Source organism: Nocardia brasiliensis (assembly GCF_011801125.1).
Lineage (GTDB): Bacteria > Actinomycetota > Actinomycetes > Mycobacteriales > Mycobacteriaceae > Nocardia > Nocardia brasiliensis_C.
In genome coordinates this window covers 5850309-5868437 of the sequence record NZ_CP046171.1, presented here as the reverse complement: position 1 = coordinate 5868437, position 18129 = coordinate 5850309, and the positions used below count along the sequence as shown (strand labels likewise).

The 18129-nt window shown below is 70.2% G+C and carries 6 protein-coding genes; 1 reads left to right on the top strand and 5 read right to left on the bottom strand.

Features of this window, described 5'->3' with window-relative positions; all coding sequences use genetic code 11:
• Positions 1-379: 379 nt before the first annotated feature.
• Positions 380-874 carry a DUF7144 family membrane protein gene (locus tag F5X71_RS37805; protein ID WP_428981398.1) on the bottom strand — a complete coding sequence of 165 codons (495 nt, stop codon included), beginning with the start codon at positions 872-874 and terminating at the stop codon, positions 380-382.
• Between the two features lie 99 nt (positions 875-973).
• Here F5X71_RS37805 and nrdF point away from each other — a divergent pair, with 99 nt between their 5' ends.
• Complete coding sequence (gene nrdF / locus F5X71_RS26580; RefSeq protein ID WP_167464466.1) at positions 974-1936, top strand: class 1b ribonucleoside-diphosphate reductase subunit beta; 963 nt, start codon at positions 974-976, stop codon at positions 1934-1936.
• Positions 1937-2001: 65 nt separating this feature from the next.
• On the opposite strand, the gene F5X71_RS26575 is transcribed toward nrdF, so the two are convergent.
• Genes F5X71_RS26575 through F5X71_RS26560 form a run of 4 tightly spaced genes read right to left on the bottom strand, consistent with a single transcriptional unit; the run spans position 2002 to position 17943 of the window.
• Positions 2002-2817, bottom strand: coding sequence for an ABC transporter permease (locus tag F5X71_RS26575; RefSeq protein WP_167466762.1), 816 nt, complete (start codon positions 2815-2817; stop codon positions 2002-2004).
• Complete coding sequence (locus tag F5X71_RS26570; RefSeq protein WP_167464465.1) at positions 2817-3635, bottom strand: ABC transporter permease; 819 nt, start codon at positions 3633-3635, stop codon at positions 2817-2819. The genes F5X71_RS26575 and F5X71_RS26570 overlap by 1 nt, the downstream gene beginning before the upstream one ends.
• Positions 3632-4630 (bottom strand): ATP-binding cassette domain-containing protein, encoded by a 999-nt coding sequence (locus F5X71_RS26565; RefSeq protein WP_167464464.1) that lies wholly within the window; start codon positions 4628-4630, stop codon positions 3632-3634. Before F5X71_RS26565 ends, F5X71_RS26570 begins: the two co-directional genes overlap by 4 nt.
• Positions 4627-17943, bottom strand: coding sequence for a non-ribosomal peptide synthetase (locus F5X71_RS26560; RefSeq protein ID WP_167464463.1), 13317 nt, complete (start codon positions 17941-17943; stop codon positions 4627-4629). Before F5X71_RS26560 ends, F5X71_RS26565 begins: the two co-directional genes overlap by 4 nt.
• Positions 17944-18129 lie beyond the last annotated feature (186 nt).

The following is an 18129-nucleotide window of genomic DNA, read 5'->3' as shown; positions in this document are numbered from 1 at the left end:
GCCGAAAAGTACCGACGAACTCGGTGGTGCGAGGTTCCGTTCAAGTGGCTGTGCTGTTGCATTGCTGGTGCTCGCGGAAACTCGATCGGCCCGCCATCCCGTTTCGGTTTCCGTACACATCCAACCAGGCGACTGTATAGGAGGATTGCCATTTGGCCGAATTGCTCAGTGCGTCAACTGAATCGACCCCGCCGGGACGGAAGAATCGCGTTCCAACTGGAACATTCCAGAATGGCGATTCCTGCCCCGGGATAGGTTATTGCCAGCATTTGCTGTGCGGGGTCGAGGCGCGGTAACCGCGTTTATCGCTGTCTATGGATAAATGTTCAGCCGAAAGTCGGTACGTAGGCGGAACGTTCCAATGCGGCCATTCCTATCGCTATTGCGCCTGTCGCGAAACCCGCTGTGGGCCACGCACGTGCCATGCCGAAACGTCGCGACCCCGGCATTCGCGGGGGAATGCCGGGGTCGCGGGACGTCGGGTCCACTGCGCGGCGAGCTGCCGGGCCAGCGCTCGGATCACCAGGACGTCGCTCGCGATGATCACCAGGGCCCAGAACGGCTCGATGGGAGCGAACAGGAAGTTGTCGAGAATGCTGATCGTCGCAACGGCGATGTCCGCCAGGTAACCCCAGGTGCGGCCGGTGACGCGGCCGAAGCCCGAAACGCGTGGTCCGCCTCTCGGTGCAACGTAGCCCCTGATCAGGCGAAACCGACGCGATCGGCGGATTCGACGTGCGGTGGCAAACTTTCGGCGATCTCGTGCGGCGCGCCAGCATCGATGTGGTCGTTCGGTTGCCGGTGGCGCACAATAGGGGCCGCGCGCGGTGGCTCCCGACGGTTCCGGCTCGGGTGACTCACATCGCTGCGACACAAGGTGTTGTGCTGCACGGACTTGTCACCCCCAAGGAGTAGTGTCCAGGGGAGAGGAATTCCGTGACGGCCGCGGGCTCGGGAAAGGTGTGGAGGCAGCATGAAACTGATCGATCGGGTATCGGCCATCAACTGGAATCGGGTGCCCGACGAGAAGGATGCCGAGGTCTGGGATCGGCTGACCGGCAACTTCTGGCTGCCCGAGAAGGTTCCGGTGTCCAACGACATCCCCTCGTGGGGCACGTTGACCACCGAAGAGAAGCAGTTGACCATGCGGGTCTTCACCGGCCTGACGCTGCTGGACACCATTCAGGGCACCGTCGGCGCGGTGAGCTTGATCCCGGACGCGCTGACCCCGCATGAGGAGGCGGTGTACACCAACATCGCGTTCATGGAGTCGGTGCACGCCAAGAGCTACAGCTCGATCTTCTCCACCCTGTGCTCCACCCGCGAGATCGACGACGCGTTCCGCTGGTCGGAGGAGAACCGCAACCTGCAGCGCAAGGCCGAGATCGTGCTGGAGTTCTACAACGGCGACGATCCGCTCAAGCGCAAGGTCGCCTCGACCCTGCTGGAGAGCTTCCTGTTCTACTCCGGCTTCTACCTGCCGATGTACTGGTCCTCGCGGGCCAAGCTCACCAACACCGCCGACCTGATCCGGCTGATCATCCGGGACGAGGCCGTGCACGGCTACTACATCGGCTACAAGTACCAGAAGGGTCTGGAGCTGGTCGGCCAGGCCGAGCGCGACGAGCTGAAGAACTACACCTTCGAGCTGCTCTTCGAGCTGTACGACAACGAGGTCGAATACACCCAGGACCTCTACGACGAGGTCGGACTCACCGAGGACGTCAAGAAGTTCCTGCGCTACAACGCCAACAAGGCGCTGATGAACCTCGGCTACGAGGGACTGTTCCCGAAGGACGAAACCGAGGTGAATCCGGCCATCCTGTCGGCACTTTCCCCCAACGCCGACGAGAACCACGACTTCTTCTCCGGCTCCGGCTCCAGCTACGTGATCGGCAAGGCCGTCAACACCGAAGACGAAGACTGGGAGTTCTGACCCACCCCACCCGAACGGCGGCAGAGCACACTCTGCCGCCGTTTCTCGTTCCGCCTCGGCTTGGGTCAGCGGCGGCTGGCTCGGCGGTAGCCGAGGGTGGCGGGGATGGCGAAGAGGAGGATGGTGGCGAGGGACCAGGTGAGGGTGAGAGTGAGGGGGCGGGCGAGGGGGCCGTCGAGCGCGAGGGCTTTCATGGCGTCTACGGCGACCGACATCGGCTGGTTGCGCACCACCGGTTGGATCCAGGTGGGGTAGGCGGCGAGGGGGACGAAGCCCGTGCTGAAGAACATCATCAGCGAGGTGAGGATGGTGATCCCTTCTACCAGTGCGGCCTTGGCGTTGAAGACGGCGACCGCGGTGACCACGGTGGCGAAGGCGAGGCCGAAAAGCACCGGGATGAGCAGGAATACGAGGGTGGCGAGCACGCCATGATGGAAGCGGAAGCCGAGCAGGAACCCGACCAGGATGATGGCCATGGTGCCCACGAAGATCCGGCAGCCCTCGGCGATGATGCGGGAGGCGAGTCCCGAGGCCCGGTGCACCGGCAGCACCCAGAAGCGCGCGAGCAGACCCGCTTCGCGTTCCCGCCCGAGCAGCACGCCGCACGCCACCGCCCCGGAGACGGCACCGGCGATGGTGACCATCGGCACCGAACCGTAGAGCGCGCTCTCACCGGTGAACCGTCGAATCTGCCCGCCCACCACCGTTTCCAGCATGATCAGCAACAGGCACGGGATGATCAGCGCCTCCAGTAGTGTGACCGGGTTGCGCGCCCAGCGCAGCAACAACCGCTGAGTCTGAATCAGCGTGTGCCGCACCAGCGCTGCGGCGGACACCTCCGAGTCGCGGACGTGTTCGAGTCGATCGGCCAGCAGCGCCATCATGCCCTCCCCGCGCTCAACCGGATGGTCAGCGGTATGCACACCAGCAGCATCGCGGCGGTCCAGGCCAGCGACGGCCCCAGCAGCGCCCAGCTGACCTGGCCCGCGTTGCCCAGCGTGTCGCCGGCCAGCGCGCGCAGGCCGATGACGAACTGCGAGACGGGCTGGTTGCGGACGAACGGTTGCACCCAGGACGGAAACTGGTGTGCCGGAGCCAATCCCGTCGACAGCATGCCGAAGATCAAGGGCGGCAACACCAATGCCTGCGTGGTCGCCTCCGGACTGCGCGACAGCGTGCCGATCACGTCCGCGCCGAGCGTCAACGCGGTGCCGATGAGCATCGACAAGGCCAGAAACCCGACGGTGTGCGCGGTGTCCAGATAGAACCGGAACCCGATGACGTGCCCGCAGACGATGGCCGCGCACAGCGACAGCGCCAGCCGGAAGATGTTGCCGGACATCCGCGCCGAGACCGGCACCAGTCTGCCGACGGGCATCGAGCCGAAGCGCCGGTTGAGTCCGGCCACGGAGTCGGTGGCCGCCCGGAAGGCCGCCGAGATGGCGGTGAAGGCGGCGGCCTGGAGCACGACGAGCGGCATCATGAACTGCGCGTAGCTGCTGAATCCGGTGCCCGCGAACGTCATCACCGTTTTCAGCGGAATGTAGAAGCCCGCGGTGAAGGTCGCGGGCGCGAGGATCGAGGTCAGCACCTCGCCGGTCTTGACCGAGGGCACGATCAACCGCGACGTGAGCACCCACCACTGCCTGGCGCGCGCCGGTGTCGCGCCCGCCTCGGCCAGCCAGGCCCCGGTCGTCATGAGACCACCTCCGCGGCAACGGGTTTCGCCACAGTGGCGTCGGTGGTCGCGAGATGTCCGGTCAGGCGCAGGAACACATCGTCGAGCGAGGGCCTGCGCAACGCGATGTCGACCAGTTCCACGTCGGCGCCGTCCAACCGGCGCAGCGCCTCGGCGAGTGTCTTCGCCCCGTCGGGCGCCGGGATGGTGATGCGGTCCGAATCCGGGGTCAGCGCGGCCCGGTGCTCGGCGGGTAGCAGCGGGCCGAGGGCGGCGGCGATGAGGTCGAGATCGGTCAGATCGAGCGGCACCACCTCGCAATAGCTGCCGCCGGTCCGGGATTTCAGCTCGTCCGCGGTGCCCTGCGCGATCACCACGCCGTGGTCGATCACGATGATCCGGTCGCTCAGTGCGTCGGCTTCCTCGAGGTATTGGGTGGTGAGCAGGGTCGTGATGCCCGCCTTCTTGAAGCTGCGCACCAGATCCCACACCCCCTGCCTGCTGCGCGGATCCAGGCCGGTCGTCGGCTCGTCGAGGAACACCACGTCCGGCCGCACGACGAGGCCGCACGCGATATCGATGCGCCGGCGCATGCCGCCGGAATACGTGCCGACCCGTCGGTCCGCCGCGCCGACCAGATCGAACTCGGCGAGCAGTTCGTCGGCGCGGGCCCGCGCGGCGCGTTTGCGCAGCCCCATCAACCTGCCGAACATCACGAGATTCTCGTAGCCGCTGAGCATGTCGTCGAGCGCGGCGTACTGCCCGGTCAGCATGATCGAGCGGCGCACGGCCGCCGGGTCGGTGACCACGTCGTGCCCGGCGACGAGGGCGCGGCCCCGGTCCGGCGCGATGAGCGTGGACAGGATGTTCACCGTGGTGGTCTTGCCCGCGCCGTTGGGCCCGAGGATGCCGAGGATCTCGCCCGGCGCCGCGACGAAGTCGACGCCGCGCAATGCCGTCACCGCACCGAACGCCTTCTCGATGCCCTCGACCACGACTCCCTGTTCGGAATTCATTGTCGTCCTTCCAGATGTTCGTCGAGCACGCGCGCGATGATCGGCAGCACGTGTGGTGCGGTCAGCTCGTTGTGGGTGACCTCGATGTCGTGATTGACGACCGTGCCGGTCGCGTACGGCCGCCAGCCGTCCGGGCCGACGATGTCGGAACTGTCCACGGTCGCACTGAAATACAGCAGGTCACCGTCGAAGACGGGCCGTTGGTACCCGGCGCGGGAGCGGGCCGCCGCGTTGTAGGACGCGGTCAGCCGCTCGATCATGTCCGCGTCGACGAGCGTGTGGCCGCCGAGCCGAGCCCGGATGCGTTCGGCCGCTTCGCTCGCGGTGGCCTCGGCAGGCACATCGTGGATCCCGAAGATCGCGCCGAAACTGTTCACGAACGCGCCCGGCGTGAGCTGCTCGACGTCGGCACTGTCGACGTCGGCGGTATCGGAATCGAGCAGGGCGACAAGGCCGACGCGGTGCCCGTCCGCCTGCAGCCGGGCCGCGATCGCGTGCGCGATCAGCCCGCCGAACGACCAGCCGAGCAGGTGATACGGCCCGGTCGGCTGGAGCTCGCGAATCTCGCGGACATACCGGTCGGCGAACTCCTCGATCGAGCGCAACGCCGGCTCCCGACCGCTGAGATCTGGCGCCTGCAAGGCGTAGATCGGCCGCCCCTGGCGCAGCGACTGCGCGAATCCCAGGTAGCTCCAGGAGATTCCGGACGACGGGTGGACGCAGAACAGCGCGGGCTCGGTGCCGTCGGTCCGGATCGGCAACACCACGTCCAACCCGAGCGCGCTCTCGGGCGCGGGTCGGGCGGCCGCGACGGCCGCCGCTTCGTCGGCAGCGGCGAGCCGCGCGGCCGGAGTGCGCGCGAATTCGGCGGCGGCACCGAGGGCGTCGAGCCACCCGCCCGCGAGTTCGGCGATCTCGGCGCGGTGCAGCAGGGTCTGCGGGAACGTGAAGTCCGCCCGCAGCCTGCCGTCGAGCACGGCGGTGTGCACCTCGAGCACCGAGAGCACGGGCAGGTCGAGGTCGCCCGCTGGCAGCTCGCCGAACGCGTCGGTCGGCGTCCAGCCCAGGCCTTCGAGTCCGGCGGGGACCGTGCCGGGGGACTTGTGCCCGCCGAAGCGGAAGCTGATCTGTCCCGGTGCGCCCGCGGTGGTGCGCAGCTGTGCTGCGGTATCCGGGTTGAGGTACCGGAGCAGCCCGAACCCGATTCCGTTGTCCGGCACCGCGATCAATTGATGCTTCACCGCGCGGATCGCCGCTCCCATCGCGGGCCCGGCCGCGAACGCCGCGTCGATCTCGTCGTGTGCCAGCGTGATTCGCACCGGATAGTGTCCGGCGAACGGGCCGATGGTGCGCGACAACTCGGCTCCTGGCACGGCGTCGGTCTGCCTGCCGGGGCTTTCCAGCCGCAGCAGCGGTGCCTCGGTGGCCGCTTCTCCGGAACGCTTTGCCCGCCAACGCGACAGCGCCAAGGTGAGCGCGGTCAGCAGGATGTGCTCGGTGTCCGCGGCGAACAGTCGCGGCAGCTCCGTGCACACCTGCGCGGTGACCTGCTCCGATGCTTCGCAGCGCACCGTGCGCAGCCGCCGCGACCGATCGACGGCGGGATCCAGTGCGCGCGTGCCGAGTACCGGGTCCGTGCCCGCGAGCACGCCCCGCCAATAGCCGAGCTCGACAATCCGGGTGGGGCTGTGTGCTTCGTCGGTCAGGGCGTGCGCCCACCGGCGCATAGAGGTGCCGGTCTCGGCGAGCACCGGCGTAGTGCCCGCGCGCACCTGCGCCCACGCCGCCAGTAGATCCGGCAGCAGGATGTCCCAGGAACTCTCGTCGATGAGCAGCCGGCTCGCCAGCACCAGCAGCCGACCGGCGCTGGTCCGCTTGCCCGCCGCGCCGACCGGATCGAACCAGAGGAAACGCAGCACTACGCCGTCGGCCGGGTCCAGCCGGTTGAGCGGTGAATCCAGTTCGGCCAGTACATATTCGCGCAGCTCGACGGGGTCGGCGGCGGCGTCGAGTTCGACGCGGCGCACCAGCGCGCCGACGTCGACCGAGCCGGGTGCGCGTACCCGCAACCGCCAGTCGTCACCGTCGCGCGCGAGCTGTGCCCGGAGCATGTCGTGCCGGTCGATCACCGCCGCGAGGGTGGCGATCAGCTGAGCGCGCTCGATGCCGACCGGCAGCTCGAGTGTCGCGATGCGCGCGGCCCGGTGGAATTCGCCGCGCTGTGCCAGCAGGTACCGCACGGTGGGCGGCAACGGCAGGTCACCGACGCCACCGCCGGGCAGCTCCGTGAGCGGTGCGACAGCGCCGGAAGCGTCCACGGCCGCCGCCAGCGCGGCGACGCTGCGGTGCTCGAAGACCTGCAGCGGCGTGCACTCGATGCCGCGCTGCTTCGCCTGGGACACCAGCTGAATCGCGAGAATGCTGTCGCCGCCGAGCTCGAAGAACGACGCGTCGATGCCGACCCGGTCGCGTCCGAGCAGCGTGGCGACGATCTCGGCCAGCGCGTGCTCGGTCGCGGTGCGCGGTGCCCGATATTCGGTCTCCACGGCGCTGAACTGCGGTGCGGGCAACGCCTTTCGGTCCAGCTTGCCGACCGCGGTGAGCGGGATCGTGTCCAGGACGACGAACGCCGAGGGCACCATGTAGCCGGGCAGCGCGTCGGCGGCGAAGTCGCGGATCCGCGCGATATCGAGCTCGGCGTCCGGCTGCCGGACCAGATACGCCGCGAGCGCGGTCGTGCCCGCGGGGCCCGCGACGCCGAGCGTCAGCGCGAACTCGACGCCGTCGGCGCGGCCGAGCACCGCGTCGATCTCGCCGAGCTCGATCCGCTGTCCGCGCACCTTCACCTGGAAGTCGGTGCGGCCGAGGTACTCCAGCACCGGAGTCCCGTCCTGCGACGCGTGCGTCCACCGCACGAGATCGCCCGTGCGGTACATCCGTTCGCCCGGCGCGCCATAGGGATTCGGCACGAAGCGGCCCGCGGTCAGGCTCGGCCTGGCGTGGTAGCCGCGGGCCAGCGCGTGCCCCGCGAGATAGAGTTCGCCCGCGACACCGACCGGGACCGGCCGCAACCCGGCGTCGAGCACCAGGGCGGCAGCGCCGCGAATGGGCGGGCCGAGGGTGACCGGCGCGCCCACCCGCACCGCGGAACCCGTTGCCACCACCGTGAACTCGGTCGGACCGTACAGGTTGACCATGCGCAGGCCGCGCCGGCGGCCGCACCACCGCTCGACGAGTTCGGCGCCGACCGCCTCGCCGCCCACCGCCAGTACCCGCACACCTGGCACCTCGGCGGGATCGAGGGTGGCCAGCGCGGACGGCGTGATCATCACGTGGCTGACCTTCTCGGCGTCGATCAGCTCGGCCAGCGCGTCGCCGCCGAACACCTCGGCGGGGGAGACGACCGAAGCGCCACCCCAGCCGAACGCCATCAGCGCCTCGAGGATCGAGGCGTCGAAACTCGGTGAGGCGACATGCAGCACCCGAGACTCCTCGTCCAGGTCGAGCAGATCGCCCTGCGCCGCAACGAAGTCGGCGACGCCGCGATGCGTGACGGACACGCCCTTGGGGGTGCCGGTCGAGCCGGAGGTGTAGATGAGCCAGGCGGGATTGTCCAGCCGGATCGGGCGCGGCAGTTCGTGCTCGCGCAACGGCCGCGCACTCGCCGCCGACCACCGCTGCACGAAGCTCAGGTCGTCGAGCACCAGCCATTCGGTGCTGTCCGGCAACAACTCTCGGTATGCGCGCAGCGTGAGGCCTACGCGCGCACCGGAGTCGGTGAGCATGTGATCGATGCGCTCGATCGGGTGTTTCGGGTCGACCGGCAGGAACGCCGCGCCGATCTTCGCGGCCGCCCACATCCCGGTGAGCAGATCGGGTGAGCGCGGCAGCCCGAGGGCCACCACGGTTTCCGGCCCGGCGCCCGCCGCGAGCAGGAGCCGGGCCAGGCGGCTGGCGTGGGCGTCGAGTTCGCGATAGGTCGTGGTGTCACCGGCGGCGATGACGGCGGGCCGGTCCGGATGCCGCGCGACGGTGGCGGCGAGCAAGGCGGGAAGCGTTGTCGTGCCGACACTGTCGAAGCCGCGCACCGGAACCAGTCGCGCGCGTTCCCGCTCGTCGAGCAGTTCGATATCGGAAAGCCGCACATCCGGCCTGGCCACCACGGCGGTCAGCACCCGGCGCCAGCGGGTGGCGAACGAGGCCGCGGTCGCCGCGTCGAACAGGTCCGTCGCGTAGGTGAGCACACCGGACAGGCCGGCCGGGCCGGAGTCCGCGAAACGCTCGCGCAGATCGAGGGTCAGATCGAATTGCGAAGCGCGCCGGTCGAAGTCCTGCACCTCGAGCCGCAGGCCCGGCAGCTCCAGTATCGGCTCGACGAAGTTCTGCAACGACAGCGACACCTGGAACAGCGGGTGGTGCGCCGTCGACCTGGTCGGATTCAGCGCCTGCACCAGCCGTTCGAAGGAGACGTCGGCGTTGGCGAACGCGTCGAGATCGGCCGCACGCACGGCGGTGAGGAACTCGGCGAATCCGAGACCGGGATCGACGGTGGTGCGCAGGGCGAGCGTGTTGACGAACATGCCGACCAACTCGTCCAGCGCGGCCTCCCCGCGCCCCGCCACGGGGGTGCCGACGACCACGTCGTCGGTGCCGCCGAGCCGAGCCAGCAGCACCGCGAGGGCCGCGTGCACGACCATGAACAGGCTCGCCTGGTGTGCGGCCGCGAATTCGACCAGGGCCCGGTGCAGTTCGGCCTCGATCGTGAACTCGACGTCGGCGCTGTGCATCGACTGCACCGCGGGGCGCGGGCGATCGGCGGGCAGCTCCAGCACGTCGGGTGCGTCGGCGAGGGTCTCGGTCCAGTAGCGGATCTGGCGGGCCGCCACCGAATCCGGGTCGGACTCGCTGCCGAGCACCTCGCGCTGCCACAGCGCGAAGTCGGCGTACTGTACCGGCAGCGGCGCCCGCGTGGTGTCGGCGCCCGCCGCGCGCTCGGTATAGGCGGCGACGAGATCGGTGGCCAGCGGTGCCATCGACGCGCCGTCCGCGCTGATGTGGTGCACCACCAGGACGACGACGTGCACCGAATCATCCCGGGCGGCCGTAGCCGTCTGGGCGGTGGCGTGCCCGGGTGCCACGGTGGGCAGCCCCGCTCCGGCACCGGAGGAAACCGGACGGCCCGCCTCGGCCACACCGTCGGACGAGGCATCGGAACCCGTTGCGATGCGGAACAATCCGACCCGCAGCGGTGGTTGGCGGCTGATGTCGAACCCGGTGCCCGCGAGCGCGTTGATCCGATCACGCAGGGCGCGCCCGTCTTCGGTGTCGACGACGGCCACCGCCGGTGCCGCCGCGTCGGCGTCCATGATCACCTGCCGCGGACCGTCCGCGTCGGCCGGATAGATCGTGCGCAGACTCTCGTGCCTGCGCACCACATCGGCCAGCGCCTGCCGCATGGCGTCGACATCGAGGGTGCCGGTGAGGCGCAGTGCCACGGCGATGTTGTAGGCCGACGAGCCCGGATCGAGCCGGTTCAGCACCCACATCCGCTGCTGTGCGGGGGAGAGCGGGATGCGGTCCGGGCGGATGCGCGGCGCGAGCGCGAACCGGCCCCGCGCGGTGTCGGTGGCGGGCACGACCCGGGCGGACAACTGCGCGACGGTGGGTGCGTCGAAGAGATCGCGCAGGGCGATGGTCGAGCCGAGCGCCGAATTGACCCGGGCGACAACCTTGGTCGCGCTCAACGAGTTGCCGCCGAGCTCGAAGAACGACTGATCGACGCCCACCCGCTCGCTGCCGAGCACCTCGGCGAACACCGCGGCCACCGCCTGCTCCACCGGCGTGCGGGGTGCCAGATACGGACGGTTGGTGTCCGAGAAGTCGGGCACCGGCAGCGCTTTGCGGTCCAGCTTGCCGACCGGTGTGAGCGGTATCGAGTCGAGCACGACCAGGTAGGCGGGCACCATGTACCCGGGCAGCTCGCCCGCCACCCGCGCCCGCAGCCGCTCGGTGTCCAGCCGCACGCCCGCGGCGGGCAGCACATACGACACCAGCACCGTCGCGCCGGCAGGCCCGGCGCGCCCGATCGTCACCGCGTACTCGACCTGCTCGTCGCGCGCGAGCACCGCGTCGATCTCGCCGAGTTCGATGCGCAGACCGCGGATCTTGACCTGGAAGTCGCTGCGGCCCAGGTACTCCAGCTCGTACTCGCCGTTCGGCCCGCTGACCCAGCGCACCATGTCCCCGGTCCGGTACATCCTGGCGCCGGGCGCGCCGTACGGGTCGGCGACGAATCGGCTGGCCGTCAGCTCGAAGCGGTTGAAGTAGCCGCGCGCGAGTGCCGGTCCGGCCAAATACAATTCGCCGGCGACGCCGACCGGGACCGCGCGCAGCCAGGTGTCGAGCACCATGGTGGCGGCGCCGCGGATCGGGCCGCCGATGGTGATCGGTGCACCCGCGACGAGTTCGGCGGGTCCGGTGGCCCAGATGCTGAACTCCGTCGGCCCGTACAGGTTCACCATCCGCCGCCCGCTCGCCCAGCGCTCGATGAGCTCGGGGGTGGCCGCCTCACCGGCCACCGCGAGCACCCGCAGGTGGTCAAGGCCCGCTGGTTCCATGGTGGCCAGCGCCGAGGGCGTGATCACCGCGTGGGTCACCCGTTCGGTGCGCAGCAGCCGTTCCAGCTCGGTGCCGCCGTACACGTCGTGCGGCGAGACGACGAGCCTGCCGCCCGCCCCGTGCGCGGTGAGCAGTTCGAAGACCGAGGCGTCGAAGCTCGGCGAGGCCACCTGCAGTGCGCTCGCGGTCGGGTCGAGGGCGAGCGTTTCCCGCTGGGCGGAAACGAGATTCGCGATGCCGCGATGGCTGAGCAGCACCGCCTTCGGTTTGCCGGTGGAGCCGGAGGTGTAGATGAGGTAGGCCGTCTGGTCGAGGTCGATCGGCCCGCCGCGCTCGGCATCGGTGATCGGGTCGGCGGACACGGTCATCACCCGGCGGATCGTGTTCAGGTCGTCGAGCAGCAGCCAGTCGATGCTGCCGGGCAGCGTCTCGCCGGTGGCGGTCACGGTGACGCCGATGGGCGCCTTCGAATCGGTGAGCATGTGCTCGATCCGCTCGACCGGGTAGTTGGGGTCCAGCGGGGCGAAGGCCGCGCCGGATTTGGCCAGTGCCCACACCGCGACCACCGATTCCAGCGACCGAGTGAGCGCCAGCACCACGAACACTTCCCGGCCGACGCCACGGCTGAGCAACAGCCGCGCGAAGCGATTCGACCAGGCGTCGAGTTCGCCGTAGGACATGGTGAGTTCGCCCGCGCTGACCGCGATGGCGTCCGGGTCGATCGCCGCGCCCGCGGCGAGGATCTCCGGAAGAGTGCTGAGTGCCAGCGATTCGGGCCCGCGCACCGGCAGCAGCGCCGCGCGTTCGGTCTCGTCGCAGTACTGCACCTGCGAGACCAGGGCCCTCGGCTCGGCGGCGAGCTGGGTGAGCAGCCGGACGAACCGGTCGAGCAGCGGGCGGGCGGCGGCCGGATCGAGCTGATCGGCCATGAACTTCAACGTGATTCGCAGGGTGTCGCGGCCGTCGTCGCCGCGCAGCGGAATGACCATGAGGTTCAACGGATACGGGGTGGCATCGGTGCCCGCCACGTCGAGCACCCGCATGCCCGCGATGTCGAGCGCCTGGGAGAGGGCCTCGCGGTCGATCGGGTAGGACTCGAAAACGGTGAGGGTGTCGAACAATTCGGCGAGGCCGACGGCCTGGTGGATGGCGGCCAGCCCGACATGCTGATGGTCGAGCAGCCGGGCCTGTTCGGCTTGCAGCCGGGCGAGCAGATCGGTGACCTTCTCGGCCGGGTCGAGCCGCACCCGCACCGGCAGCGTATTGATGAACAGGCCGACCATCTCCTCGACCCCGGCCAGCTCCGGCGGACGCCCGGACACCGTGCCGCCGAACACCACATCGTCGCGGCCGGTGAGCATGGCCAGCAACATGGCCCAGCTCGCCTGCACCACGGTATTGACGGTGGCGCCGGATTCGCGCGCGGTCGTCTCCACGCGGGCGACCGTGTCCGCGGACAGATCGGTGGACACCATCCCCGTCTCGGTCGACTCGATGCCGACCAGGGTGGGCACCGCGCGGGTGGGGGTGTCGATGCCCGCCAGCGACTGCTGCCACGCCGCGAGCGAGGCGTCGAGGTCCTGTTCGCGCAACCAGCCGAGGAACTCACGGTAGGAGTGCGCGGGCGCGAGCGCCGTCGCGTCGCCCGCGGTGACGTAGAGCGTGAGCAGCTCGCGCACCAGCAGTGGCGTCGACCAACCGTCCAGCACCAGATGGTGATTGGTGAGCACGAACCGATACGCCTCGGCCTCGGTCCGGATCAGGGTGCAGCGGATCAGCGGTGGCCGAGTGAGCTCGAAGCGGGTGCGCGCGTCCAGCGCGATCACCCGATCGAGTTCGCGCTGCCGTGTCTCGGGATCGGCGATACCGGTGAGATCTACCTCGTGCCAGCCGATCTCGGCCGTGGCCGACACGAGCTGGCGCGGCCCGTCGTCGGTTTCCACGAACGCGACCCGCAGGTTCTCGTGCCGGGTGACCAGCGCCTGTGCGGCGGCGCGCAGGCGGGCCGCGTCGACGGTGCCCGCCAGGGTGAGCAGCGACTGCACGGTGTAGCCGTCGGCGGTGTCGGAGTCGTAGAGCGCGTGGAAGAGCAGTCCGTACTGCAGCGGGGAGAGCGGCCAGACATCGACGAGATCGCGGTAGTCGGCCGCCCACGTATCGATCTGGGCCTGGGTGACCGGGACGAGACCGAAGTCGGACGGCGTGCGTCCGCCCGCGTCGGCGGCGCTCGCGTGCGCGGCGAGCCCGTGCAGCGCCTGCGTCCACAGTTCGGCCAGCTGATCCACTTCGGCGGCGGCGAGCAGTCGCGACGCGTAGGCCCAGGTCACCTCGAGGCCGGAGTCGGTGAGCACGGCGTTGATATCGATGACGGCGGCCAGCGGCGCGCGATCGTCCTGGGTGGCCTCGAAGCGCTGGGGCAGCCATGCTCCGGTGTCCGCTCCGGTGGTCGCCCGGCCCAGATAATTGAAGCTGAGCTGCGGGGTCGGCGCCGCGGCGAGCGCAGCGGCGGACTCGGCGTGCAGATAGCGCAGCATGCCGAAGCCGATGCCCTTGTCCGGCACCGTCCGCAGCTGCTCCTTCGTCGCCTTGATGGCCGCGCCCGCGGCGGGACCGCCGGCGAACGCGTCGTCGAGGTCGATCCCGGTCAGATCGATGGCCACCGGGTACACGCTGGTGAACCAGCCGACGGTGCGCGCGATATCGGCCCCGGGCAGGATCTGCTCGGCACGGCCGTGGCCTTCGAGGGTATAGAGCCCCGTGTACCGGCCCCGCCAGCGGCCGACCGCCAGCGCGAGCGCGGCAAGCAGCACATCGTCTGCGCCGCAATGGAATCGGTCCGGTGCGGTGGTGAGCACGGTGGCCGCGAGCCGCGGCGCGAGCACGGTCTGCCGCCGGCGCATGGTGGCGACGACATCGACGGCGGGATCCAGCGCCTCGGCGCCGATGGCCGGGTCCGGTGTCGCCAGGATCTCCTGCCAGCGCGGCAGTTCGGTGACCCGCCGCGCGGCCTGCTCGGCCTGACCGTGCGCCCAGCGCCGGAACGAGGTGCCGACCGGTGCGAGCTCGGCGCCCATGGCGGCCGTCGCGAGGTCGGGCAGCAGGATGCGCCAGGAGACGCCGTCGGTCACCAGATGGTGCAGCACCAGCCAGAGGACGGGCTCGTCCGCCTCGATCAGGACGAACCGTGCCACCACACCCGCCGCCGGATCGAGCAGGTCCGCGGCGCGCCGCAATTCGCGCTCGGTGGTCGCGGCCAGGTCGGCGTCCGCCCGCACCGCCTCGACGAGCGATTCGGCGTCGACGGCGCCGGGTTCGGCGACCGTCCACGCCCAGCCGTCCTCGGACCGGCGCAGCGCGGAGCGCAGCAGATCGTGCCGGTCGAGCAGCGCCTGCACCGCCGTGACGACCTGTGCCCGGGTGAAGCCCGCGGGCAGGCCGACGAGCACCGCCTGACCGAAGCGCGGCCAGGTATCGCCCTGCGCCAGCATGGCGTGCACGATCGGGGTCGCCTCGATCGTGCCGACGCCACCGCCGGGCAGCTCGTGCACCACCTGCGTCGGCACCTCGGTGGCGACGGCCGCCAGCGCGGCAACGGTCTTGCGCTCGAAGACATCTCGCGCGCTGAGCCCGATGCCCGCGGCCTTCGCCCGTGACACGAGCTGGATCGAGATGATGCTGTCGCCGCCGAGCGCGAAGAAGCTCTCGTCGACCCCGACCTGCTCGAGGCCGAGTACCTCGGCGAACAACGCGGCCAGCGTTTCCTCGCGCGGTGTGGACGGCGCCCGGCTGACCACGGCGCGGGCACTGAAATCCGGTGCGGGCAGGGCCTTGCGGTCGACCTTGCCGAGCGGGGTGAGCGGGACGGTGTCCAGCACCAGCACCGCGGCGGGCACCATGTAGGCCGGAAGCGTTTGTCCGAGCGCCGCTTTCAACGCCTCCGGATGCACCTGCGCCCCCGGCGCGGGCAGTACATAGGAGACCAGGGCGGTCGCGCCCGCGCCGGTCTGCACACCGAGGGTGATCGCGAAGTCGATCTCGGGCAGCCGCTGCAGCGCGGCATCGATCTCGCCGAGTTCGATCCGGAAGCCGCGCACCTTGACCTGGAAGTCGCTGCGGCCCTGGTACTCCAGCTCGAGCCGGTCGCCATGGCGGTGCCAGCGCACCAGGTCGCCGGTGCGATACATCCGCGCACCCGGCTCGTACGGATCGGCGATGAACCGGCCCGCCGTGAGCCCGTTGCGCCGGTGATACCCGCGGGCCAGGCCGGGGCCCGCGAGATAGAGCTCGCCCAGGGTGCCGGGCGGCACCGGTCGCAGCCAGGGGTCGAGCACCACGGCGCGCACGCCGCGCGCCGGCCCGCCGATGGTGACCGGTGCGGCGGGCGCCATCGGCCCGCTCAGGGTCGCGGTCACCGTGGTCTCGGTGGGGCCGTAGCCGTTGAGCAGGGTACGGCCCGCCCACTTGGCCACCAGCTCCGGCGGACAGGCATCGCCGCCGACGATCACCGTGCGCAGGTCGGGCAGGGTCGCCGGGTCCAGCGAACCGACCACGGCCGGTGTGACATTCAGGTGCGTGACGCGATGCGCGCGCAGTATCTCGGCAAGTTCCTCGCCCGCGTAGGCCGTCGGCGGTACGACCGCGAGGGTGGCGCCTGTCGCGAGCGCCACCAGGATCTCCTCGACCGAGATGTCGAAACTCGGTGAAACCGCGTGGGCCACCACGGATTCGGCCGTGACACCGAACCCCGCGGCGGAACCGCCTGCCAGGTTGGCGAGCCCGCGATGCGAGACAAGCACGCCCTTGGGCAGTCCGGTCGACCCCGAGGTGTAGATGATGTAGGCGATCTGGTCGAGGTGCAGCGCGCCGGTGCGCTCGGCGGCGGTCACGGCCCCGGGGTCCTGCTCGGCCACGATGCGGCTGGTGTCCGCGTCGTCGAGGACCAGCCAGCGCACCCGATCCGGCAGCGCGGCGCGCGCGCTCGTGACGGTCACCCCGGCGACCACCCCGCTGTCGCCGATCATGTGCTCGATCCGGTCGGCGGGATAGGTCGGGTCGATCGGGACGAAGGCCGCCCCGGTCCTCGCGATCGCGATGGTGGCGAGCACCGACTCCGCCGAGCGCGGGATCGACACGGCCACCGCGCTTTCCGGCCCGGCGCCCGCGGCGATCAAAATCCGGGCGAGCCGATTCGTGTGCTCGTCGACCGCACGGTAGGTCAGTGCGCTGTCCCCGGCGCGCAATGCGACCGCGTCGGGATCGAGTCGCATTCCGGCGGCGAGGATCTCGGGCAGAGTGCGCGCGGGGACGCCCGCGGCGCCGGTGGCAGGCGCCAGCTCGGCGCGCTCCGCCGCGGACACCACCGAGACCGTCGAGAGCGCGGCATCCGTTCCGGCGCTGAGGAACTCGTGCAGGAAGCGCAAGAAGCGCCCGTGCTGGTCCGCCAGCTCGGTGTCGCTGTAGAGGTTGGCGTTGGCCTGGAAGTCGATGTGGGTGCTTTCCCCGCCGACGCCGGGATAGAAATTGAGGAACAGGTCATCGATCAGGCCCGAGGTCAGTACGTGCAACCGTCCGGTCACCGTGCCGAGCTGAATCCTGGTGTCCACCATCATCAGGTTCACCGAGGGGCCGAACGAGGCGGTCTCGTCCATCGACCAGCCCAGGTCGCGGAAGATGTCCTCCTGTCGGTACCGCTGTCTGCGCAGCGCGCTGGTCAGCTCGCCCTGCGCGGCCCGGATCAGCGCACCCACCGTGGTGGCCGGGGCCAGCCGCAGCCGCAGCGGCACCACATTGGCGATCATCCCGCCGGAGCGTCGCAGCACCGCGGTGGTGCGGGCCGAAACCGGCAGGCTCAGCACCACTTCGGCGGCGCCGGTCATTGCCGCCAGGTACGCGCCGAAGGCGGCGACCACGGTCGGCGCGACGCCGGAATCGGCCGCCGCGGCAACCGATTCCAGCAGCACCGCGGTCTCGGGCGGGAGGGCGCCCGCGACCCGGCTCGGGTGCGCGTCGACCTCGGCGGTGCGGCCGGCCAGGCTCACGGGGTCGGCCATTCCGTCCAGGTGCGCCATCCAGTGCTCGCGGTCGGCGGCGAACCGATCCGAGCTGCGATAGGCGAGATCGGCCTCGACGATCTTGCGCAGATCCTCGGCCTTGGCCTGCGGCGGTCGCGCGCCTGCGATGGCCGCGTTGTACAACTCCCCGGTGCGCTGCACCATGGTCAACGCGCCCATGCCGTCCAGCACGATGTGGTGGATGCGGGAGTACCAGAACCAACGGTCCTCGGCGAGCCGCAGCATCACCACCCGGACCAGTCGATCGCGGGTGAGCTCCAGCGGGGCGTTGTATTCCGCGCGCATCCAGGCGTGCGCGGCGGCCTCCGGGTCCGGCTCGGCGCGCAGGTCCAGCGTGATCAGGTTGTCGTCCAGGGTGGGGTCGACGAACTGGAACGGATGCCCGTCCACCTCGACCAACCGCAGGTATCCGGTGCCGAACTCACGGCCCGCCTGCCTGGCCGCCTGCGCGAGCAGGTCGAGTTCGATCGGTCCCCGCAACTCGACGTACTGGGCGATCGAGATGGGAGTGTCGCCGGCGATGTGCTGGGCGAACCAGATGCCGCGCTGGGCCGCGGAGAGCGGGAAGGCGCCTTCGGGCAGACCGGCGGCGGTCCCGGGGGAAGCGAGGGAAGGCTGTTGCATGAATAGTCCTACGTTCTTACCGCTCACAGCTGCGCGGCTGTGACCGCCGCTGGGTTCCGCGGTAGTGGTAGTACCTGCCGCACAGCTTCGCGACAGGTTCATTCTGAACCGATGGGGTGCACACCGATGGGTGTTTGCCGACATGCGGTACCCGGACACGCGACAGGCGCGCCCGAGCGACGTCGG